The sequence below is a fragment of the Pseudomonas sp. S30_BP2TU TE3576 genome, assembly GCF_050436025.1.
Taxonomy (GTDB): Bacteria; Pseudomonadota; Gammaproteobacteria; order Pseudomonadales; family Pseudomonadaceae; genus Aquipseudomonas.
The window spans coordinates 5,293,402-5,314,094 of the sequence record NZ_JBNDLK010000001.1; the positions used below are offsets into that span (position 1 = coordinate 5,293,402).

Consider the following 20,693-nt stretch of genomic DNA (forward strand, 5'->3'; position numbering starts at 1 on the left):
GAGTGATTAATAGTAATGTTAGTAGCCCAATAAGTATGCCGGGCTGCATAAATATTGGGCCGACAGGGATTTTAAGTACGCTGTCAAAACATAACAAAAAAACCATTGTGTATACAATATGACTCAGTTTGAGCTTCATTCTTATCCCTTGTGGATAATACCCTCCTTTATTCATGTCTGCGCCTAGGAATTATGGTCATGTTATTAGATAGTGTCGCGCCATCGGATAGTGATCTGCTAGTTCGGCTATACACGATTTTAATAAGCGCGATGGTCATCCTAATCATTGTAGTGCTCGGTCTAAAAAATTTTGAGAATATTTAATAAAGTCTAACAGTTTAGATTTGTCGTATTTCTGCCAAATGTTTCTACTCTTAAGCTCGTCGATATTGTCGTAAGCGACACAGCTTAAGTCTGTTTTATTTAGCAGGCTTAAAGGCCTAGCGTTTTTTTCATCCTCTAGGTGCGTTACAAATACTAATGGTTTCTCAAAGTTGAGCGATAGTGCGGTGCCGTGGAACGAGTTGGTGCAAACTAATGTTGCTGATTGAACTATGCCTACCCAGTCACTGGGTGAAATATCCAATAAACAATGATCTGCTGCATCGATGGGTTTGTCACCAATGTGGTATACAGGTAAACCCGTCATGTTCTTTAGGGCGATTATAAAATCATTTAGTTTGCTTCGGGTGCTCTCAGAACTGACCTCGTATGAAACTATATATTTCCCAACAGGGACACGCTTGTAGCTCGCAATACTGTCATATTTGCTAATTAGGAACGTTGGATCAATAACTAACTCAGGAGAGTGGTGGAGTTTATTTTCAAGAAGGTCTAGTTTGAGATGTTGTTCCCTAACTCCAATGCTATCAAACGACCTGGTATACTGGCTTAGTTGTGTATGGTCTTGTGATAGCGCGTTTCCACCTGCGCTTGCCGCATACGCTATTTTTCGTGCGTTGTTAGGTGCGAAGTTTAAAAAGAAAGCAGGGTCGTATTTTTTTCCTGTGATGAACTTATTCCATATTTGATCGCTACCGCAAACTACTGCAAAATAATTGTTAAGTTTGCGAAAGTCTTTTTGGCTCGTTACGCTATGCGTGGTTAGCGCTAGATGTTTTTTTGTGAATTGTCTGAATAAATACAATCTTTTGTACTTGAGGATTGTCTTGCCTATGCCTTTGGCTGGGCGAAGAATTTGGTAGGATAAGTACCATGGCTTGTAGTTGATAATTTCAGAATTAAATCCTTTGCTTAGAATGTAACTTTGAAGGGCGTAGGCTTGCAATACAGCACCATGATTTAATACCCCGTGAAATGTTAGGGTGTATACAGCTTTAGCGGTCATTGTTTACTGTCCTTGAGGAAAATTGCATCGCACTGTAGGTGCCATATGTATTTGTATTTTTTTATAAATATGTTGGAGGCGACATTGCTTAGTAGCATCGCTGAAAGCGTGGATATTGCTGCGCCTTCTATTCCCATTAATGGGATTAATATGAAATTTAGAGTGGCTCCTAAGATTAAGGCCATGATCGACTTGTAGAACACAATGCTTGAATTGTTATCGGCTATAATTATTTGCGAGCTGGCTGCCCCTAGAGCTATTACAAATGGAGTCAAGAAAGAAATTTTTAAAATGCTTTCGGCCTCCGCATATGCCTCGCCATAAAGTATGCTTATGATGTATTTGCTCGCACCTAATAAAATGAGTGACATTGCCAGCCCAAGAAATGCAATGTTACGTATGTATTTCATTCGCGTGTTTTGATATTCAATACTATCTTTCGTTAAGCGGAATATGGATGGGGAGTTGGTTTGGCTAATGAGCATTGGGGCTATAGAGAAAACAGTGATAATGTTGGCGGCAGAGCTGTAGATTCCAAGTTCGTAATTGCCAAGCATATACTTTATCATTATTTGGTCTATTCTCTGAAGAAGTATGACCACGAAGCCAGATAGTACAAGCGGCCCAGACTCTATGATGATTGATCGTATGCTAACGAGGTCTGGTTTTGTAAGCTTGAATCTATAAGCGACTTTGTACATGGTAAAGCCTAGTATAGAAACCATTGCTGCATCAAATATTCTTATGTATATATATGAGTTTATTGTTAGGTTTTCGTTAAAGAGCCAAAGAAAAAAGGCGAATGAAGCAATAAGAGAGATGGCCTCAACCGCACAGTTGGCTATGTTGTTTCTATTTGCTATGAACGCATACTTGAATACTTTTAGGCTGGAGGCGATAAATATAACGGAGTACAAAGCCAAGTAATTTTTCCAACTGATGTTGGTGTCTGTAACGCATGAAAAAAATGTTGTGATTAAAAAACCAGCTGTACTGAAAGAAAGGCAAATGGCTATGGCATTTATTATGATTTTATTTTCATTTTCTCCCATTGAGATTTTTTTTATCATCACGTCTTGAACTCTAAATTCAGTTATTACACCCATAACTGTTGCTACTGATATTATAAAAGAAAGAGTTCCGAAGTCTTCCGCACCTAACGACCTTGCACTAATAACATTAAGTATGAATATTTTACCTAGCTCAATGCCCTTCGATACTAAAGAACATAGTTGGTTAATTATTCGGTTGCCGATTAGCATGTGATGGCAGACTCTTCAATTTGATTTTTTGCGGCCGCCAAAGAGATAGTGTCCAGGTGGACGCAAAGGAATATTTTATTGCCCGACAACTGTTTACGGTTTGCTAGATGTCTTTTTTAAGTGAGATAACCGCTGAGCAAAGCAACAGCGGCTAAGCGGCTTAATGATTGAGCAGCGCTTCAAGAATGCGCTGGCAGGCATTCCCGTCTCCATAAGGATTATGGGCGTAACTCATGGTGCGGTAGGCGACCGTATCGGTGAGCAAGCGGTTCAGTTCGCGGGCGATATCCGCGGTTTCGGTGCCGACCAGTTTCACCGTGCCTGCGGCAACAGCCTCTGGGCGTTCTGTGGTATCGCGCATCACCAGCACGGGTTTGCCCAGGGACGGCGCTTCCTCCTGGATGCCACCGGAGTCGGTCAAGATGATGTGCGCACGGCTCATCATGTGGACGAAAGGCAGGTAGTCCAGGGGTTCGATCAGGTAGATGTTGTCAATGCCGGTCAGTAGTCGATTGACGGGCTCGCGCACATTGGGATTGAGGTGCACGGGATAGACGATATCAACCTCTGGGTGCTGCTGGGCAACCTCCATCAATGCCTGACAAATGCGTTCGAAGCCGTCACCGAAACTTTCCCGGCGATGGCCGGTAACGAGGATCAGTTTTCGAGCTGGGTTCAGGAAGGCCGCCGGTGCCGAGGCTTGGGCAAGCAGTGCCTGGTCCTGATCGAGACGCTTGACGACATCCAGCAGGGCATCGATCACTGTGTTGCCAGTGACGACGATAGTGTCCGGATTAATGCCCTCACGTAGCAGATTGGCTTTTGAAGTTTCGGTTGGCGCGAAGTGCAGGTTGGCCAACGCGCCCGTGAGTTTACGATTGCCTTCTTCCGGCCATGGAGAGTAGAGGTTACCCGTGCGCAAACCCGCTTCTACGTGTGCAACCGGAATCTGCTGGTAGTAGGCCGCGAGGCTGGCAGCAAAGGTGGTGGCGGTATCTCCGTGAACCAACACAATATCGGGTTTGAATTCTGCCAGGACTTTCTTCAGCCCTTGCAGGATGGCGCTGGTGACATCGGTCAGGTCCTGGCCGGGTTTCATGATGTTCAGGTCGAAGTCCGGCTCAATGGCAAACAACCCCAACACTTGATCGAGCATTTCACGGTGTTGGCCGGTGACGCAGACTTTCGCCTCAAAGCGTTCATCTGCCGCCAATGCCAACGCAAGTGGAGCCATTTTAATGGCCTCAGGACGGGTACCAAAAATGCATAGGGTCTTCATAGGGCGATCCATTGCTATGTTCGTAGCTGAAGGTGGAGGTTTGTTTGGCATGACATAACAAATGTCGTTTCAATCTATGCTGTATATAGGACCTGTAACTCGGCCTTTATTGATCCAGAGAAATACGCCGTATTAACGGAAACCATCGATGTGAGGCAGCACGAATTTGATTTTCCACGCTACCGCCCCAGGATTAATTGCCAGTCCCTGAAAGCCGTCTTATTTATTAATGTCTGCGTCTCTTTTCAGCTGCAGGTAGCAAGGCGGAATTGACGTTGCCACCGCCATGCACTTCTGCTCGGCGGTAGCGGGATATTCATAACATTTAGCGAACTAAACGCTTTCTGACTTATATTCGTAGTTGTAGTAACCATAATCGGCATAGCCATATTTGGCCGAGGCACGCTTTTCAACGCCATTGAAAATGGCGCCTTTCAAATCAATGCCATTTTGTGCAAAGCGGCGCATGGTTAATTCAATTTCACGAACCGGGTTAAGTGCAAAACGCGTCACAATCAAGCTGGTGCCCGACTGACGGCCGACAATTGCCGCATCCGTCACCGCCAGCAACGGTGGAGTATCCAGAATCACCAGGTCGTACTGGGCGCTGACTTGGTCCAGAAAGGCACTGAAGTTCGCGTGCATTAGTAGTTCTGAAGGGTTGGGCGGTATTTGCCCGCGGCCGATAACGTCAAGGTGCTCGAATTCAGTTTTATTGATCGCGGTTGCCAGGTCGCAGCGCTTGACCAGTAAATCTGAAAGCCCGTTTTCAGCGGGGGTTCCGAACACTTTATGCAAATACCCTTTGCGCATATCCACGTCGATCAGCAATACACGCTGGCCGGTCTGAGCGATGACGGCAGCGAGGTTGGCGGAAACGAAGGTTTTACCTACCTTGGGGCTCGGACCGGAAATCATCAGACGGTTATTGCTGGCTTCGAGCATGGCGAAGTGCAGACTGGTGCGCAGGCTGCGCAACGCTTCTATGGCCAGGTCGGTTGGGTGACTGCCGGCCAGTATAGGGGCGGCGTTGTTAGCGCGACCTCGGCCACTTCGCAGGGTTTTGCTTTCCTCGCCTTTTTGCAATGCACTGAAAGGAATGGATGCGTACACCGGCAACCCCAGCTGTTCAATTTGATCTGGATTTTCCACGCCGCGGTTAAGGGCTTTGCGAAACAATACCACTGCAATAGCGAGGGAAGCACCGAGCAGTGTGGCGATGATTACTATCAGGGGCTTCTTGGGTTTAACGGGCTTTTTCAGATCGACATCGGCAGTATCGATCAAGCGCACGTTGCCCACGGTGCCGGCGCGCATTACATCCAGTTCCTGGGATTTATTCAGGAGCTGGGTATAAATTTCGGTGCTGACTTTTACATCGCGGGTGAGGCTAAGCAGTTCTTGCTGTGTTGAAGGCAGGCCCTCGACTTTTTTGGCCAAGCCATCCTGCTTGGCTGTCAGCTCGCCTAATTGGCTGAGTAAGGCCCGATAGGCGGGATGCTGACGGGTAAACTTGCGATCCATTTCCGCTTGCTGCAATTTCAGTTCGGAGATGCTGGTATCAAGCGCCACGATCTGATCGAGAATGGCTTTGGCTTCCAGGCTGATATCGATGGATTTACTGCGAATTTGATACTTGTTCAGGGCGTTTTCGGCTTTTTCCAGGTCTTTACGGACCTGAGGCAGTTGATCCTTTAGAAACTCCAGGCTTTGAGCGGCTTCGGCCGATGTCCGCTCGACATTTTGCCGTACATAGAGCTTGGCGATTTCATTCAGGATTTGAATGGCTTTAGCCGGTTCCTCGCTCTCAAGAGCAAGCCCGATCATGCCGGATTCTTTACCACGCTCCGATACATCAAGTACCTTTTGGTACTTCAAAATACTGGTCAGGCGTGGGTCACGCACAATGCTGAACGTTGTGCCAGGGTTGGCCTGCAACACTTCGACCTGCAGTTTAATGCCGTCCTGGTCATAGGCTTGGCCCACTTGGCCTTCGACCAGGACATTATCGTCTTCATCCAGCAAAGTGAAGTGACCACTTTCGCCGCTGACGAGAGTTAGTTCCTCACCCAGAAGCTTTTGTGGGAGTTCGAACTGAAATATTTTCAGGGTTTCACCACCCCAGGCAAAACTGTTCATGCCAAACCAAGGCGTTGCAACCGTATTAATATCGTCCGGTTTGAAATGACGAGCAATAAACTCGCCGATCACTGGAAAACGGTTCGGCTCGACAGTGATATCCAGGGATAGATTGTCGACAACCTTGCCGATGATGGCACGCGATTTGATTAATTCGATTTCTGTGGTTGAAGGTGATTCTTTACCCAGCATGCTGTTGATATCGGAGAAGCCGAGCATGTCATTCTTTTTTGCCTCCACCTGTATCAAGGCCGTTGCCTGGTAAACAGGAGTGGCCAACAACGCATACGCCGTGCCAACGGCCATAGAGGCAGCAGTGATCCCGGCAATCAACCATTTATGATCGACCAGTGTCCCGAGTAGGCCCATCAAGTCGATTTCATCATCATCGTCATGTGAGGTTAATGCTGGAGTTTGCTGCATAAGTGGGTTCTTTTTTAACAGATATTCGAGGAGTGGTTTAGCGTGCGAGACGCCGTGCCCAGGCGGTTACTGCTTCTTCAATCAACGCATATGCATGCACAAAAGCAGGTTTGCCTTGACGGTAGGGGTCGCTGATTTCGCGGTTGTTCTGCCACTTGCCCAACAAGAAGACCTTGCCTCGCGCTTCAGGCGCGATTTTGAGAACACGGTCTATATGGGACTGTTCCATCACCAGGATCAGATCCGATTCGCTGATGGTGGCGTGGGTCAGTTGATTGGCTTTGTGCTCATTTGGCAGATGGCCATGCTCTTCCAGTACGGCCCGGGCGGTGGACTCGATAGGGTGGTCCTGTAGCGCACCAAGGCCCGCGGAGCTGACTTCGATGTCGGACCGGCCCAGTGCATCCCGCAACAAATGTTCTGCAGTGGGGCTTCGGCAAATGTTGCCAATGCAAACGATGAGAATCTTGTTAAACAAGGCAACCTCCCTGGAAATTCCACACTTGCGGTGATGGTGCAATTGGAAAGACTGAAATACTGTTTTTCTTCAATGGCACTTTTGTGACGGCTTGCAGCTATTGGGTGTGTGCCTCTTTCCGTGAGGAGTTACCGAGCTGGATGAAACTTTTCACTGCAAAGACTCTGGTCTGCTGGAATCTGGACCTGGAGCGTGCTTGACAGTTGCTATGCTAAAAATCATAACTGGCAACCCACGACAAACTCAACCATTAAATGCCACATGGTTATTCAGTGCGCGCGGAAAAAAAATATCAATATATAAAGTCAGATATTAAATAACATCACTAACTCTTAAAATAACACTTCTTGGTGTTGTCAGACAAATATTAACATTTTCGGCTTTTTTGTGTTGTTCAGGACTGGGCTGTGTTAAATAGCGTGAGGTGCAGTTTGATGATAAGTATAGGGAATTGCTTCGTGTAAAGCTTTCTCCGGCATTCGTTTATTGCCAATGAGTTTCGCGTGTTTTTAAAGAGCACAGTTTCCATGATCGGCTAGCTCCGTTTGCCAGCTGCGCTTCCAGCCTTGGGAGAAATCCGTCGCAAGGTCGAGGAGAGAGCCACGGAGCTACTTGACCACATAGGCAGAGAAGGGGCTGATTGTGTCCATCCATAGTGCTTCGGCTGTTCAAGCGAACTTGCCTGAGAGTCTCACCGCTAGCGCCTGGTATTTGGTTCAATGCAAGGCGAACCAGGACGAGCGCGCAGAGATCAATCTGGTTAACCAGGGGTATGCCTGTTTTCGCCCTACGCACCGGCGCGAACGTGATTTACAGGGGCGCAGGAGGATTGTTCGCGAATCGCTGTTTCCGGGTTATCTGTTTATCCAGCTAGGTTCGGGTGAGAGCTGGGCGCCTTTGCGTTCTACCCGCGGTGTATTGCGAGTTGTCAGCTTTGGGGGCAAGCCGTTGCCCGTGGGTGATGACTTGATCGCCCGACTTTATGAGCATGATAGCGGAGCCCCTGTGGAGGCTCGGTTTGCCTGTGGCGAGCGGGTACGTATCAATGAAGGGCCTTTTGTCGATGTGGAAGCGATCTTCCTGGCGATGGAGGGAGAGCAGCGTGTGTTGCTCCTGATGACACTGCTGCAACGTGAGCAAAGAATCAGCATCCCCCTGGTTAATATCAGTAAGCATTGACACGGCGCGTTGGTCCCGGCCCGCCAATCAACGAGCAGATACCATTCTGGCAACAAAATTGGTTGCTCTCGTCTTCGCTCCCCCCCCCCCTCAGTAGGCATTAAGCTTTTTTCGCAGCGCCGGGAAGGTAGCGGTCTCAGTCAGGACCGCATCTTTATGGCGTAGCTGACGTTCCGGCTCGCGAACAGATTTATGCCGTCACGTGATTGCCCGATATCCACTTTTTTGCGGTCAACTACCGCCGTTGCGCTTGCCTGATGATAAGTCCGGGCATGCCGATATTGCCCTGAATCTGCTCAGCAGGCTGTACGGTATCGAGCGGAGATTTAAAAGAAGTTGGCGATGAACATCGCCAGGAAAGTCGACAGCAGAACAACCTGTCGCTGCAGTTGCAGGCGTGGCTGGTGAAAGATCCAGCCACGAGTGACGAGGCTAACGCAGTGCGCAAATGGCTTGCTTCTCCTGGTTAGCCTGCAGATGCACCATCAATAAATGTCTTTCGACAGCAAGGTGAACGGCGTCTTCAGCAGGATTTTCACATCCAGCCACAACGACCAGTTATTGATGTACTTAAGGTCGATCTCGACGCGCTTCTGCATCTTGTCGATGGTGTCGGTCTCGCCGCGGCAACCGTTGATTTGAGCCAGCCCGGTGATCCCCGGTTTGATTCGGTGGCGCGCCATGTAGGCGAGAATCTTGCCGGAGTAGTAGTTATTGTGCGCAACGGCATGAGGGCGTGGCCCGACCAGCGCCATATGACCCTGCAAGACGTTGAACAATTGCGGCAACTCATCGATGGAAGTGCGACGGATAAAGCGCCCGATCGGGGTGATCCGCGAGTCGTTACGACTGGCTTGTTTGACCTCGTGATCGTCGTGCACGCGCATGGAGCGAAACTTCCAGACCTTGATGACCTTCCCGTTCCACCCGTGACGGTCCTGTTTGAAAAATACCGGACCATGGGAGGTGAGTTTGACGGCCAGGCCAATGATCAACAGTAGCGGGCTTAGAGCGATAATGGCCATCAGCGCCACGCTTTTATCGAGCAGGCTTTTGCTTAGTGCGGCAGTGGGTTGGCTGGTCAGCGGGCATTCAATCAAATGGATTGCCGGCATGCCATCCACATCGCTGACCGAGTGATTGAGCAGCGTCAGGCTGTTCAAGCCCGGGACCCAGACCACATCTACGTTGGCATCCAGCAAGTCGACATACATTTCTTCGATTTGTGCCGCTTCGCTCAGGGGGAGCGTGATGTACAGGCGTCGGATGTCATGAGTCTTGATCAGTTCGAGTAGTTCCTCTTGCGGGCCTACGACAGGTGGCGCGCCTGTCTCCAGCAAAGGGGGGGTGTCGGAGCTTACCAGGCCGACCAATGGGAAGTGTTCGAGAGCACGAAGCTTGTTAGCCAGTCCCAGCGCCAACTCGCCAGTACCAACAATCAGCGTTCTACGCTCAATTTGAAGCGTCCGTTGGTAGTACTTCGAAAAACCATGCAGCGGGATGTACAGCAGCGCCTGCCCGATGTAGCTGCAGACAGCCCATATCAGAATGATTTGACGAGAAAACAGCTCATTGGCCTTGCAGAGAAAGGCGACAATAGCTAACGCTGCCAGTGTCATTGACCAACCCATCAGGAGTCTTACTAAGCCCTCCAGGAAATTGTCTTTCTTTGCGTAGACACCACACCAGGAATAGGCTGGAACCGATGCAAGCACAGTAAGCGTTGCGCATACTCGATAATAGAACTCAACCGTACCCGTGTGGTAATAAACCAATATTAATAACAGGGCAACAACAAGGCCTTGGCCAAGTGCCCACTGTCCCCAGAAGGTCAGTCCTTTGAGGGTGGTATTTCGATTGATACGAAGATTGTTAACCATACGATATCCCCAAAATACGTCCATTCGTGTTTCGACAGACAAGAGCCAAAATTAATGCAGTAAGAGTTGTTTTTGATGTTAGATGGCGGAGCATTGATGATCGAAACGCCAAGAGGGCGGCGTCGTCATCAATGCATAGGTTAATTTATTAGTGCAAGCACTGTCTGACGACTTTTAACGAGTGGGTGGTGTATGGGGTTGATATATCTGGGCGAGAAGCGCGTTAGAAATAGTCTGGCTTCAGCTTTTTTAACGCAGCTTTATAGAGGGGGCGGTGAGGCAGATACGGGGGAGTAAAATGGCGTGCTTTTTTATTGTTGTATTGCACTGCCGGGGCGAACAATCTTAATTGCTCAGACTAGATTTTCACGCGTACGATTTTCTGTATCAGGCAGTACCCGCGATTCCTGACGGCACGAAAAAGACGCTCACCATTACTGGCATTTTTAAACTTTTCCTGTAATCGACTTAGACACATTTCGAGACCCCGATAATGTTCAGGTTCTCTGCCGATGCTGCGGATAAGGTCGTCCTTGCTGACCACGCGATCATCATGGTGCAGCATTTTTTTAAGCAACGCGGCCTCCAGGCCAGTCAAGACAATCTCCACGTCATCTTTGATCAGTGCGTCGCTGCCATCGCTCAGTCGCCAGGTTTCAGTCAGTGGCGTGTGCGGTATGGCCGTCTGAGGGGCGTATTCCTGGGTGTCTTCTCTGGAGTTGCCCACAGTTGATGTGAAGTGAGTGAATTTCGTTACGGATTGGGCAGCTTGCCATTCGGACTTGAACGTCGAAAGGATGCGCTGAGTATCATGCTTGATAACCGGCGGGACCATTCTGGCCACATGCGGGGAAATGAATTCCATTAGCTTGGGGGCAGAAGTGGGTGGCGCAACACCTTCAAAAAACATCTTTGCCTGTGACGTGCCATAAGTGTTATATCGCTTGCTGGACAGTAATGCCTCAAGTTCCAGTTGTAGTGCGGGGTTGTGAGTAACTACCACAAAGTATTTTCTGGGGAGGGTTGTGCTGCTATCCATGGCTCTCTCCTGTGTTGCACGTCTGGGTGTCGATTTAAAGGTTGTCGGCAGGGGAGTAATAACTCCCTTGGAAGTAATCAAAGGGCAGCGCGCGTGCCAGTATATGGCTGGCAGCATGCTCGACTCTGTCCGCTATAAAGGAGACTTTAGTGTTGTGACTGAGCATGGTCATACGTTCGTGGAGACGATTGAACAACTCTGGATTGCCACTGAGCTTGAGGCTCAAGTCTAGAGAGGAAATGGAAATCTTTATATAGTCGAATAGATTCATGGTTGTAAAGATTTCGATACGTTCATCGTCGATGTTGTAGTCGTCGAGTGCGATTTCTATACCGTGATCTTTCAATAGATATACGTTGTGAAGGATTTTCTTTTTTTCTGCGAAACTGATCGCCGAGAGGGGTAGCTCATTGAGTGCGATAACGAGTGTCTGGCCCAATTCGCGCAGAGTGGCGCCGGCCTGTATCAACTCTTCTGTGAGCGCAGTGTTGGCGAGATCTGACTGTCCTACGCAAACAAATCTACGGCTTAAGTATTTGTTTCCGTTAGTGGTGTTGCGATCTTTTAGCGAGAAGGCAATGAGCCTGGTTTGCATCAGTACTTCACTGTAGATCCCACTCATCTGATACGCCTCTGGCGCGCAGGACGCGGAAGTAGAGTCGTCAAAATGTATTCTGATCTCGCTGCCAAACGGGCAGTCATCCCGAGTGAGGATCAATTGTCGAGACAGGTAATGCTCAGCGTGATCGTAAAGTGGCACGCTCCCTGTTGCGTTCATAATACAGAAACTCCCTTCTACATTAAAAATCAGGTTGTCGAGATCAGACCCCTGATTAATCGATATCCATGCCCGCGAATACTTTGTATGGCGTTGGTGCCGTACATGCCTTTTATTTTGCCGCGAAGGCGGCTGATGGATTTTTCCAAGGCTCTTGGATCATAAAAATTAATATTGAGGCCCATGACGTTGGCGATTTCATCATGGCTTAATATATGGTTTTTTGTTTGCGAAAAAGCCTCAAGAATTCTCATTTCTGCAAACGATACGTCAAGTCTTTTATAGTCCCCAATAAGGCACATGCGAGTGGGGTCTAAAAACAGGCTGTTTTTCCTCTGCCATTCCGGACTGTCAAAAAACTCGGAAAGTACCTCGGCATTTTCGTCGGGGGTACTGTTGAGATTTATGCAGTAATCGGCTCCCGCAAGATAGTACTTCATCTTGTTGAAGGTGCCTGGGCCCATGATGGCTGCAGAAATTATTGACGCCAGATTGTCGGCACGAAGACCTTCGATCAAGGTGAGGCTTTCAGCAATCGCTTGAGGGCTGTCAATAACGATAAAGATCGCACGGTATGAACTAGGACTCTTGTTCCTATTGAATGAGTTGCTGTAGCACATTGCATCAACGGCAATATCCTTGCCTACGTGGCTTGCGACTAATTCCCTAAAGCCCTCAGCTAGCGTATGGGTTCGACCGATGGTGAGAATACCTGTCTCCTCCTTCACTTCGCTGTGGCCTGAAGTCGTTATTTTCCCTATAAGCATCATGCTTTGACTCGGATGGGTGCTGGCATTCGAATGTTAAAGCACCCATTCTCAATTGTGACTGACAATTGGTAACATTTCATCGGAATTTGAAGCGGTCGACACGTTTTTTCTAACATTGTTGATGAATCTGACGTGATCGCTTGCTCTTTCGCGGTATGGGCGGGGGAATGCCCGGGACACTTTGTGCCAGGTAGGGCATAGCATTATGCCATCTTTTGCGGCGGCGTCCCGATTTTTCGAGCCCATAGGCTGTACATGTGGTTGAAGGTTGTATCGCGTTTCGTTTCATATCCAGGGAGTATCAAGTCTTGAAAATTTCTTGATTGCCAGATGCACTCAAGCTTTTTTTGTGGGGATATATCAATTGATAACTGATCTATAACTTTTTTCGGGTCAGTGCTGGTGGTGGACATTTGATAACGACCGGTTTTAATGCGCGGCTTAATGCGTTTTAATCTCGTGTTGCCCAAATGGGTTTCATCAGGGCTAACTAACGTCAGGTCTGATATTTTTCTTATCTGGATGCGCATTGTTACGATGAAGTCCAAATGTTCGAACAGTCAACAGACCCTTCACACGAGTACTACAAGGGTCTAAACGGGGGATAAATGGATTTTTGGACAACCTTCACAGTGTTGATTTTAGGTATGGTCGAAGGGCTCACGGAGTTTCTGCCCATATCAAGTACCGGGCACCAGATCATTGTGGCGGACTTGCTCGACTTCGATGGCGAGCGGGCGATGGCCTTTAACATCATTATTCAACTGGGGGCGATTCTGGCGGTGGTCTGGGAGTTCCGACGCAAGATCCTCGAGATCGTCAGCGGTTTGCCAACCCAACGCAATGCACAACGTTTTACCTTGAATCTATTGATTGGCTTTATACCGGCCGTTGTCCTGGGTGTCCTGTTCGCCGACAAGATTCACGAGTACCTGTTCAACCCGATCACCGTGGCAATGGCACTGGTTGTGGGTGGCATCATCATGTTGTGGGCCGAGCGGCGTGAACATGTGGTGTACGTTGATCACGTCGACGATATGCGCTGGACGGACGCCCTCAAAGTCGGTTTCGCGCAGTGTCTGGCGATGATTCCCGGCACTTCACGCTCGGGATCGACCATTATCGGGGGGCTGTTGTTTGGTTTGTCGCGCAAGGCGGCGACCGAGTTTTCCTTCTTTCTGGCCATGCCGACCATGGTCGGCGCCGCGGTCTACTCGGGGTACAAGTACCGCGACCTGTTCCAGGCCAGCGACCTGCCGGTCTTTGCGCTGGGCTTCGTGACAGCATTCGTGTTCGCCATGATTGCCGTACGGGGTCTGCTCAAGTTCATCGCCAGCCACAGTTACGCTGTGTTCGCCTGGTATCGCATTGCCTTCGGTTTACTGATCCTGGCGACCTGGGTATTCGGTTGGGTCAACTGGACTGAAGCGGCGGCGCTCTGAACAACGGCACCAGGTTGCGTGGCTTGCAACTTGGTGCTTCATGCTGATGCTTCTTAATGTCCTTCCAGCAACTGCGCCGCCTGATCCAGCAAGGCCAACGGCTCCCTGGCTTTGTGGATATCCACCGACAACAACTGCCGAAATTTGCGTGCCCCCGGAAACCCGGTGCCCAGCCCAAGTACATGCCGGGTGATGTGGTGCATCGAACCACCTGTAGCGATATGCGCCGCTATATAAGGACGCAACTGCGCCAGCGCCTCAGCCCGGCTGATCACCGGCGCCGAACTGCCGAACAACTGCTGATCCACCTCGGCCATCACATAAGGGTTGTGATACGCCTCACGGCCCAGCATCACGCCATCGAATGTCTGCAAATGCTCATGGCAGGCTTCCAGTGTCTTGATCCCGCCGTTCAGAATAATCTCCAGCTCCGGAAAATCCGTCTTCAACCGCGCGGCCACGTCATAGCGCAGAGGCGGAATGTCGCGGTTTTCCTTCGGTGACAACCCTTCCAGAATCGCGATCCGCGCATGCACCGTAAAACTCGTGCACCCGGCATCCCGTACCGTGCCGACGAAATCACACAACTGCTCGTAACTGTCCCGGCCATTAATGCCGATCCGATGCTTGACCGTTACCGGAATCGACACCGCATCGCGCATCGCCTTCACGCAATCGGCCACCAACTGCGGATGCCCCATCAGGCACGCGCCGATCATATTGTTCTGCACCCGATCACTCGGGCAGCCGACATTCAGATTGACTTCATCGTATCCATGGTCTTGCGCCATGCGTGCGCAGGCAGCCAAGTCCAGTGGGACACTGCCGCCGAGTTGCAGGGCGAGCGGGTGTTCGGCTTCGTTGTGACGCAGGAAGCGGTCGTGGTCGCCGTTGAGCAGTGCACCGGTGGTGACCATTTCGGTGTAGAGCAGGGCGTTTTTCGACAATAGGCGCAGGAAAAAACGGCAGTGTCTATCGGTCCAATCCATCATGGGCGCGACGGAAAAACGGCGAGAGAGCGGGGCGGGTGTGGCGGTGGTTACGGGCATGGGGGATCTGGAATCGGTGAGGCTGGGAGGTGGGAGAGTTTATCAGGATTGGGGCTTGTGGGGTTTGAGTGAGTCCGGATACGCCAAAGTACACGCGCAACCTGAACCAATGCTGTTGCCTCGCAAAATTTCATGATGTCCGGCGCAGACGAGGCTTAGGATGAACACCTAAGGTCACATCACCGCGTCTCACTCCCACAGGAAGAAAAAAATGATCGCAAACCTCGTCAAAGTCTCGCTGATGGCCGGTGCTTTGTTGTTGAGCGCCTGTTCGGGTGTGAGCACCCATAGCGATTATTCGACCGACTCGGTGCAGCCGGTCGGCTTTGGTCCGGGGCCGACCAACAGCAGCCCCGACAAGATGAATTTCCATGGCAGCGCACTCGGCAATAGCTTCGGCGAATACGGTTCAGGTTTGCTGCACGACGATTGATACGCGGTCCGCAATGAAAAAGGGCGCTCCTTTGGGAGTAGTGCCAGTCAGTAAAGCAGTAATGCGATCTGTAGCAGCTGCCGAGGCTGCGAGGCTGCGTTCGGCTGCGAAGCAGTCGTGAGTCCAGCTGACGCGACCTGCCTGACGTACCGCAATGACTGATTTTACGACTGCTTCGCAGCCGAACGCAGCCTCGCGGGCTCGGCAGCTGCTACAAAGTATCTGACTGGCGTTACTCCTTTATTTCGTGTCAGGCACCGCCAGCCACTGCCGCAGAATCTTCTGGTAATTGCCCGTCGCCTTGGCCAGGTGCAGCCACTGGTCGACGTACTGTTGCCAGGTGATGTCGTCGCGGGGCAGCAGGTAAGCTTTTTCACCGTATTGCATGTAGTGCGTGGGGTTGACTGCGCACAGGCCCGGTTTGAGTTTCTGCTGATACAGCGCCTCCGATGCGTCGGTGATCATTACGTCAGCCTTTTTATCCAGCAGTTGCTGGAAGATGCTCACGTTATCGTGCAGTTGCAATTGCGCTTGGGGCAGGTAGGCGTGAACGAACGCTTCGTTGGTGCCGCCGGCGGGTTCGACCAGGCGAACCGAGGGCTGGTTGATCTGTTCGACGGTCTGGTACAGCGCCTGGTCTTCGCAACGCACCAGCGGGATTTTGCCGTCGACGTCCAGGATGCTGCTGAAGAAGGCTTTTTTCTGGCGTTCCAGGGTGACCGAGATGCCGCCCATGGCAATGTCGCACTTGCCGGCGAGCATGTCGGGCATCAGGGTTTTCCAGGTGGTGGGCACCCACTCGACCTTGACGCCAAGGCTGTCGGCCAGAGTGCGGGCCATGGCGATGTCGATGCCGGAATACTCGCCGTCCTCGGATTTGAACGTGTAGGGCTTGTAGTCACCGGTGGTGCACACGCGCAGTTGCCCCTGTTGCATGACGCTGTCCAGATGCGAAGGTTCTGCCTGGGCACCAAGGGAGAGTGCGAGCAAACCGCCGAGCATCATTGCTCTTTTGATTTTCTTCATTGTTATCGGGCTTTTGTACATAAGTGGTTTTGAAGCAGGGGAGTGTAGTGAAACATTCACCGCTGTGAAAAATGAATGCCCTCTAAAGATGGCTCATTTCCACTTCCGGACTCAACGTCCCCAACCACGCCACCAGCCCCACAATCACTACCGCAGCGGCCATTTCCAGCACCACGCTGCGCCGAAGTGCGTTAGCCGCCGCGCGATATTGGCCCACCCGCAACGCCCGCTCCAGCAAGGGCCCAAGATGAAAGCGGTTCAACGCCGCCAGCACCAGCATTCCGGCAAACAGCAGCACTTTGATAGCCAGTAAAGTTCCGTAAATGCTGAGTAATGCCTCGTCGAGTTTCGGCCCGACGATGAACAGGTAGTTCACGACTCCCGTCACGGTGATGATCACAACAATCACCGCACCGATAAGTTCGAATCGCTTAACAGCGTGAGCCAGCAAGCGTATGTGTGCTTCGGTTTGCTGCGCCATCAACGCAAACGCAAGCAGGGCGCCGAGCCAGGCCCCCGCCGCCAACAGGTGCAGGATGTCCGATGCAAAGTGCCAGTAACGGCGATTGCCTTCGTCCATGGCGCCATGTCCGCTCCAGGCCAGGCTGGCGAGGGCGATACCGCTGGCAGTGGCGGCGATCGACAGGCTGATGCCGGGTGCTCGTGGATTGAGCATCACCGCCAACCCCGCGACCGCCAACGCAATCATCCGCACAGCCCAGGCCAACCCCATTTCTGTCTCGAACAGCATCATCTCGAGGTGAGGACGCAACTCGGCAATGTCTGACTCACCGCTCATGGCGCGGACCATCAATACCATGCCAGCGATGGACAGCAGCGCGCCGAGCACGACTGTTCCCGTCAACAATCGGCGCAAAGGCAACACCGTCCCGGATAGCCGTTGCTGTCCCTTAAGGCTGTAAAGCCCGAACAGCGCTACGCCAAACAACAGCATCAAATCCACATACAACACTAACCGCAGAAAGACGTTGGCCGAGTCGCTCATCGATCATTTCACTTTGAACGTAACGTTGCCGGTGATCGGGTGGGTGTCCGACGACACCGCGCGCCATTCGACTTTGTAGGTGCCGGGAGTCAATGAGGCTGTCGGGGTGATGAACATGGTTTTCGGATCACTGCCGCCGCTGACCTTGGCCTTGACCGGCATCGGGGCGTGGGCCATGCCGGACATTTCGGTCATCAGCAGTTTTGCACCGGAAAACTGGGTGACGAGATTTTCGGAAAAGTGCAGTTCGATCTTGTCGGGTGGCGCGCCTGCTGCGCCTTCCGCTGGGGTGGAGGAGAGCAGTTTGGGGTGCGCTTGAGCGAGGGTGCTAATAAGCAGGCCGCTGAGCAACGCGATTGCGACGGCGGTGGGTTTGATGATGCGCATGCAAGGTCCTTTACCGCTTGAAGCGGTTGTTGTTGGTTTGAGGTAAGTCTGTTCAGAACCACAGCCGAACACCGAGCACGAGGCGTGCTTCGCTGCGGTCCTCGCCTTCGTCGTTGGCGTAGTCGGCGGTATTGCCGTAGGTGCGGTTCCAGGTCACACCGAGGTAGGGCGCGAATTCCCGGCGGATTTCGTAGCGCAGGCGCAGGCCGGCTTCGGTGTTGGACAGCCCCGCGCCGACGCCCCGTTGCGGGTCGTTTTTGCCGTAGGCGTTGAGTTCGATGGTCGGTTGCAGGATCAGCCGATTGGTCAGCAGGATGTCGTAGTCGCCTTCCAGGCGCACGGCGCTCTGGCCGCCTTCGCCAATGAAGGCCGTGGCTTCGGCTTCGAAGTTGTACAGCGCCATGCCTTGCACGCCGAACGCGGCCCAGGTTTGCGCGGCGCCGGGTTTGAAGTCCTGGCGCACGCCGCTGACCACGTCCCACCACGGGGAAATGGCGTGGCCCCACAGGGCCTGGATTTCCGCGTCCTCGGTCACGCCGTTGGTGCGCTCGCCTTCGGAGCGCAGCCACAGGCGATCGATGTCGCCGCCGACCCAGCCGGATAAATCCCAGGCCAGGGTGCTGCCGTCATCGGCGTCCTGCCACTCGAGTTTGTCGGCGAGGAAAAATGAATTGAGCGTGCTGTCGTGTACGTGGTGACCGGCGGGATCGGCATACACCGCAGCGCGATCGGCATCGGTCAGCATCGGGATCGGCGTGCGACTTTCGCTGGGTGCGGCAGGCTGCATCTGGCCTTCGTCCATGCTTTGCATCTGACTGTGGTCCATCTGGCTATGATCCATGCCTTGCATCTGGCCGTGGTCCATCTGGCTATGATCCATGCCTTGCATGTCATCGCTGGCGGCCATCGCCGTCGAAGTCACTAGTGCGAAAAAAAACGGGGTGAATCGAATCATGGGGTGCGCCTCATTCTTCCACGCGAACTTCACGGAACATGCCCATTTCCATGTGGTACAGGAGATGGCAGTGATAGGCCCAACGGCCGAGCGCATCGGCGGTGACCCGATAGCTGCGCCGGGAGCCGGGTGGCATATCGATGGTGTGTTTGCGCACCATGAATTGGCCGTTCTCGTCTTCGAGGTCGCTCCACATTCCGTGCAGGTGGATGGGGTGCATCATCATCGTGTCGTTGACCAAAACGATCCGCACGCGCTCGCCGTACTTGAGGCGCAGTGGTTGTGCATCAGAAAACTTCACGCCGTTGAACGACCAGGCGAATTTTTCCATGTGCCCGGTCAGGTGCAGTTCGAGGGTGCGGCCAGGTTCGCGGCCGTCCGGGTCTTCGAAGGTGCTGCGCAGGTCGGAATAGGTGAGCACGCGGCGCCCGTTGTGGCGCAGGCCCATGCCGGGGTCATCGAGTTTCGGTGAGGTAGACATGGCTTGCATGTCGACTAGCGGGTTGGCGGTTTCCGAGGCCGGGTGGGATTGCATGCCAGGCATGTCGCCCATGGCCATGTTGCTGTGATCCATGCCCGCCATGCTGCCGTGGTCCATGCCACCCATGCCCATGTCATCCATGGTCACCAGAGGGCGCGGGTCCAGTGGCGGCAGCGGCGCAACCCGTCCGGGCTTCACTGCGAGAGTGCCGCGTGCGTAACCGGTGCGATCCATCGCCTGGGCGAACAGGGTGTAGGCCTCTTCGGTCGGCTCGACGATAACGTCGAAGGTTTCCGCAACGGCAATGCGGAATTCGTCGACGCTCACCGGTTTGACATGCAGGCCATCGGCGGCGACCACGGTCATTTTCAGGCCGGGGATGCGCACGTCGAAGTAGGTCATGGCGGAACCGTTGATGAAGCGCAGCCGCAGCTTTTCCCCCGGGCGGAACACCCCGGTCCAGTTCATGTCCGGCGCCTGGCCGTTCAACAGGTAGGTGTAAGTGGCGCCACCGACGTCCGCCAGGTCGGTAGGGTTCATCTTCATTTCGGCCCACATCGTACGGTCGGCGACAGTCGGTCCCCAACCTTTCTCGCTGACGTCGTGGATGAAGTCGCCCACGGTGCGCTTGTGGAAGTTGTAGTAATCGGACTGCTTCTTCAGCGTCTTCATCAGGCCGGTCGGGTCTTCGTCGGTCCAGTCGCTGAGCATCACCACGTAGTCGCGATCGTACTGGAACGGCTCCGGGTCCTTGGCGTCGATCACCAGTGGCCCGTAGACGCCGGATTGCTCCTGAAAGCCCGAATGGCTGTGATACCAGTAGGTGCCGTGCTGCCGCACGGTGAACTGGTAGACGTACAAACCGCCCGGCTCGATGCCCTTGAAGCTCAGCCCCGGCACGCCGTCCATGTTGGCCGGCAGCAAGATGCCGTGCCAGTGAATGGAGGTGCTGTCCTTGAGTTTGTTGCGCACCCGCAGTGTCACCGTATCGCCTTCACGCCAGCGCAGCAGCGGGCCGGGAATGCCGCCGTTGATGGTCAGTGCGGTGCGCGGGGTGCCGGTGAAGTTGACCGGGGATTCGCCGATGAACAGGTCGAAATCTTTACCGGCCAGCACCTGCGGTTCACCGGGACTGCTGATCGCCCAGACAGGCGTGCGCCATAACCCGAGGCCGCCGAACAGCCCGCCGATGGCCAACCCTTTGACGAAGGTGCGTCTTGAAGTGTGGGAGTGCATGCCGTGTGTTCCGCCCGTCAGCCTGTTGAACTTGTCGACGAGGCTAGAGGGCGGTGCCTTTCAGCAGGCTGAGGTGGAGATTACAGTTTTGACAGGTGGGGGC

Annotated in this window: 19 protein-coding genes; 3 read left to right on the plus strand and 16 right to left on the minus strand. The window is 52.5% G+C overall.

The annotated features are described in order from the left end of the window. Positions 1-283: 283 nt before the first annotated feature. The 5 genes from ABIA48_RS24100 to ABIA48_RS24120 all read right to left on the minus strand — a co-directional run bounded on the left by ABIA48_RS24100 (position 284) and on the right by ABIA48_RS24120 (position 6,929). Complete coding sequence (locus ABIA48_RS24100) at positions 284-1,348, minus strand: polysaccharide pyruvyl transferase family protein (protein ID WP_007984337.1); 1,065 nt, start codon at positions 1,346-1,348, stop codon at positions 284-286. Next, positions 1,345-2,610, minus strand: a complete 1,266-nt coding sequence (locus ABIA48_RS24105; protein WP_429491870.1) for an oligosaccharide flippase family protein — start codon at positions 2,608-2,610, stop codon at positions 1,345-1,347. The genes ABIA48_RS24100 and ABIA48_RS24105 overlap by 4 nt, the downstream gene beginning before the upstream one ends. Before the next feature lie 160 nt (positions 2,611-2,770). Beyond that, complete coding sequence (gene wecB, locus ABIA48_RS24110) at positions 2,771-3,889, minus strand: non-hydrolyzing UDP-N-acetylglucosamine 2-epimerase (protein ID WP_429491872.1); 1,119 nt, start codon at positions 3,887-3,889, stop codon at positions 2,771-2,773. 333 nt (positions 3,890-4,222) lie between these two features. Then, positions 4,223-6,451 carry a polysaccharide biosynthesis tyrosine autokinase gene (locus ABIA48_RS24115; protein WP_429491874.1) on the minus strand — a complete coding sequence of 743 codons (2,229 nt, stop codon included), beginning with the start codon at positions 6,449-6,451 and terminating at the stop codon, positions 4,223-4,225. A 37-nt stretch (positions 6,452-6,488) separates the two neighbouring features. Next, positions 6,489-6,929: a low molecular weight protein-tyrosine-phosphatase gene (locus tag ABIA48_RS24120; RefSeq protein ID WP_429491876.1), complete on the minus strand. Its 441-nt coding sequence runs from the start codon at positions 6,927-6,929 to the stop codon at positions 6,489-6,491. A 648-nt stretch (positions 6,930-7,577) separates the two neighbouring features. Here ABIA48_RS24120 and rfaH point away from each other — a divergent pair. Then, positions 7,578-8,108: a transcription/translation regulatory transformer protein RfaH gene (gene rfaH, locus ABIA48_RS24125; protein ID WP_429492927.1), complete on the plus strand. Its 531-nt coding sequence runs from the start codon at positions 7,578-7,580 to the stop codon at positions 8,106-8,108. A gap of 485 nt (positions 8,109-8,593) precedes the next feature. On the opposite strand, the gene ABIA48_RS24130 is transcribed toward rfaH, so the two are convergent. The 5 genes from ABIA48_RS24130 to ABIA48_RS24150 form a co-directional block, all read right to left on the minus strand. Continuing rightward, the gene (locus tag ABIA48_RS24130) at positions 8,594-9,988 is read right to left on the minus strand and encodes an undecaprenyl-phosphate glucose phosphotransferase (RefSeq protein WP_429491877.1); all 1,395 of its coding nucleotides are present in this window, start codon (positions 9,986-9,988) and stop codon (positions 8,594-8,596) included. A gap of 358 nt (positions 9,989-10,346) precedes the next feature. Next, a complete protein-coding gene (locus ABIA48_RS24135; RefSeq protein WP_429491879.1) occupies positions 10,347-11,027 on the minus strand; it encodes a winged helix-turn-helix domain-containing protein in 681 nt (226 codons plus the stop codon). Between the two features lie 34 nt (positions 11,028-11,061). Beyond that, complete coding sequence (locus ABIA48_RS24140) at positions 11,062-11,805, minus strand: EAL domain-containing protein (protein ID WP_429491881.1); 744 nt, start codon at positions 11,803-11,805, stop codon at positions 11,062-11,064. Positions 11,806-11,834: 29 nt separating this feature from the next. Then, positions 11,835-12,575, minus strand: coding sequence for a winged helix-turn-helix domain-containing protein (locus tag ABIA48_RS24145; RefSeq protein WP_429491883.1), 741 nt, complete (start codon positions 12,573-12,575; stop codon positions 11,835-11,837). Between the two features lie 203 nt (positions 12,576-12,778). Beyond that, the gene (locus ABIA48_RS24150; protein WP_429491884.1) at positions 12,779-13,105 is read right to left on the minus strand and encodes a hypothetical protein; all 327 of its coding nucleotides are present in this window, start codon (positions 13,103-13,105) and stop codon (positions 12,779-12,781) included. A 78-nt stretch (positions 13,106-13,183) separates the two neighbouring features. Here ABIA48_RS24150 and ABIA48_RS24155 point away from each other — a divergent pair, with 78 nt between their 5' ends. After that, positions 13,184-14,017 (plus strand): undecaprenyl-diphosphate phosphatase, encoded by an 834-nt coding sequence (locus ABIA48_RS24155; protein ID WP_310062209.1) that lies wholly within the window; start codon positions 13,184-13,186, stop codon positions 14,015-14,017. Between the two features lie 53 nt (positions 14,018-14,070). On the opposite strand, the gene dusA is transcribed toward ABIA48_RS24155, so the two are convergent. After that, positions 14,071-15,066: a tRNA dihydrouridine(20/20a) synthase DusA gene (dusA, locus tag ABIA48_RS24160; protein ID WP_429491886.1), complete on the minus strand. Its 996-nt coding sequence runs from the start codon at positions 15,064-15,066 to the stop codon at positions 14,071-14,073. A gap of 211 nt (positions 15,067-15,277) precedes the next feature. Here dusA and ABIA48_RS24165 point away from each other — a divergent pair, with 211 nt between their 5' ends. After that, the gene (locus ABIA48_RS24165; RefSeq protein WP_429491888.1) at positions 15,278-15,499 is read left to right on the plus strand and encodes a hypothetical protein; all 222 of its coding nucleotides are present in this window, start codon (positions 15,278-15,280) and stop codon (positions 15,497-15,499) included. Positions 15,500-15,739: 240 nt separating this feature from the next. Here the strand turns inward: ABIA48_RS24165 and ABIA48_RS24170 are convergent, their stop codons facing one another. The 5 genes from ABIA48_RS24170 to ABIA48_RS24190 all read right to left on the minus strand — a co-directional run bounded on the left by ABIA48_RS24170 (position 15,740) and on the right by ABIA48_RS24190 (position 20,590). Next, positions 15,740-16,501 (minus strand): transporter substrate-binding domain-containing protein, encoded by a 762-nt coding sequence (locus ABIA48_RS24170; protein ID WP_429492929.1) that lies wholly within the window; start codon positions 16,499-16,501, stop codon positions 15,740-15,742. A 106-nt stretch (positions 16,502-16,607) separates the two neighbouring features. Next, positions 16,608-17,531 carry a copper homeostasis membrane protein CopD gene (copD, locus tag ABIA48_RS24175; protein WP_429491890.1) on the minus strand — a complete coding sequence of 308 codons (924 nt, stop codon included), beginning with the start codon at positions 17,529-17,531 and terminating at the stop codon, positions 16,608-16,610. A 3-nt stretch (positions 17,532-17,534) separates the two neighbouring features. Further along, positions 17,535-17,918, minus strand: a complete 384-nt coding sequence (copC, locus tag ABIA48_RS24180; RefSeq protein WP_007984371.1) for a copper homeostasis periplasmic binding protein CopC — start codon at positions 17,916-17,918, stop codon at positions 17,535-17,537. Between the two features lie 52 nt (positions 17,919-17,970). Further along, positions 17,971-18,873, minus strand: a complete 903-nt coding sequence (locus ABIA48_RS24185) for a copper resistance protein B (protein ID WP_429491892.1) — start codon at positions 18,871-18,873, stop codon at positions 17,971-17,973. Between the two features lie 10 nt (positions 18,874-18,883). Further along, entirely contained in the window at positions 18,884-20,590 is a 1,707-nt protein-coding gene (locus ABIA48_RS24190; protein WP_429491894.1) for a copper resistance system multicopper oxidase, read from the minus strand. Between the last annotated feature and the right edge of the window lie 103 nt (positions 20,591-20,693).

What these genes read in the sequence shown, in the direction of transcription:
- ABIA48_RS24100 (WP_007984337.1), bottom strand. Translation starts at nt 1,348, where the DNA reads ATGACCGCTAAAGCTGTATACACCCTAACATTTCACGGGGTATTAAAT.
- ABIA48_RS24105 (WP_429491870.1), bottom strand. Translation starts at nt 2,610, where the DNA reads ATGCTAATCGGCAACCGAATAATTAACCAACTATGTTCTTTAGTATCG.
- wecB (WP_429491872.1), bottom strand. Translation starts at nt 3,889, where the DNA reads ATGAAGACCCTATGCATTTTTGGTACCCGTCCTGAGGCCATTAAAATG.
- ABIA48_RS24115 (WP_429491874.1), bottom strand. Translation starts at nt 6,451, where the DNA reads ATGCAGCAAACTCCAGCATTAACCTCACATGACGATGATGATGAAATC.
- ABIA48_RS24130 (WP_429491877.1), bottom strand. Translation starts at nt 9,988, where the DNA reads ATGGTTAACAATCTTCGTATCAATCGAAATACCACCCTCAAAGGACTG.
- ABIA48_RS24135 (WP_429491879.1), bottom strand. Translation starts at nt 11,027, where the DNA reads ATGGATAGCAGCACAACCCTCCCCAGAAAATACTTTGTGGTAGTTACT.
- ABIA48_RS24140 (WP_429491881.1), bottom strand. Translation starts at nt 11,805, where the DNA reads ATGAACGCAACAGGGAGCGTGCCACTTTACGATCACGCTGAGCATTAC.
- ABIA48_RS24145 (WP_429491883.1), bottom strand. Translation starts at nt 12,575, where the DNA reads ATGATGCTTATAGGGAAAATAACGACTTCAGGCCACAGCGAAGTGAAG.
- ABIA48_RS24150 (WP_429491884.1), bottom strand. Translation starts at nt 13,105, where the DNA reads ATGCGCATCCAGATAAGAAAAATATCAGACCTGACGTTAGTTAGCCCT.
- ABIA48_RS24155 (WP_310062209.1), top strand. Translation starts at nt 13,184, where the DNA reads ATGGATTTTTGGACAACCTTCACAGTGTTGATTTTAGGTATGGTCGAA.
- dusA (WP_429491886.1), bottom strand. Translation starts at nt 15,066, where the DNA reads ATGCCCGTAACCACCGCCACACCCGCCCCGCTCTCTCGCCGTTTTTCC.
- ABIA48_RS24165 (WP_429491888.1), top strand. Translation starts at nt 15,278, where the DNA reads ATGATCGCAAACCTCGTCAAAGTCTCGCTGATGGCCGGTGCTTTGTTG.
- ABIA48_RS24170 (WP_429492929.1), bottom strand. Translation starts at nt 16,501, where the DNA reads ATGCTCGGCGGTTTGCTCGCACTCTCCCTTGGTGCCCAGGCAGAACCT.
- copD (WP_429491890.1), bottom strand. Translation starts at nt 17,531, where the DNA reads ATGAGCGACTCGGCCAACGTCTTTCTGCGGTTAGTGTTGTATGTGGAT.
- copC (WP_007984371.1), bottom strand. Translation starts at nt 17,918, where the DNA reads ATGCGCATCATCAAACCCACCGCCGTCGCAATCGCGTTGCTCAGCGGC.
- ABIA48_RS24185 (WP_429491892.1), bottom strand. Translation starts at nt 18,873, where the DNA reads ATGATTCGATTCACCCCGTTTTTTTTCGCACTAGTGACTTCGACGGCG.
- ABIA48_RS24190 (WP_429491894.1), bottom strand. Translation starts at nt 20,590, where the DNA reads ATGCACTCCCACACTTCAAGACGCACCTTCGTCAAAGGGTTGGCCATC.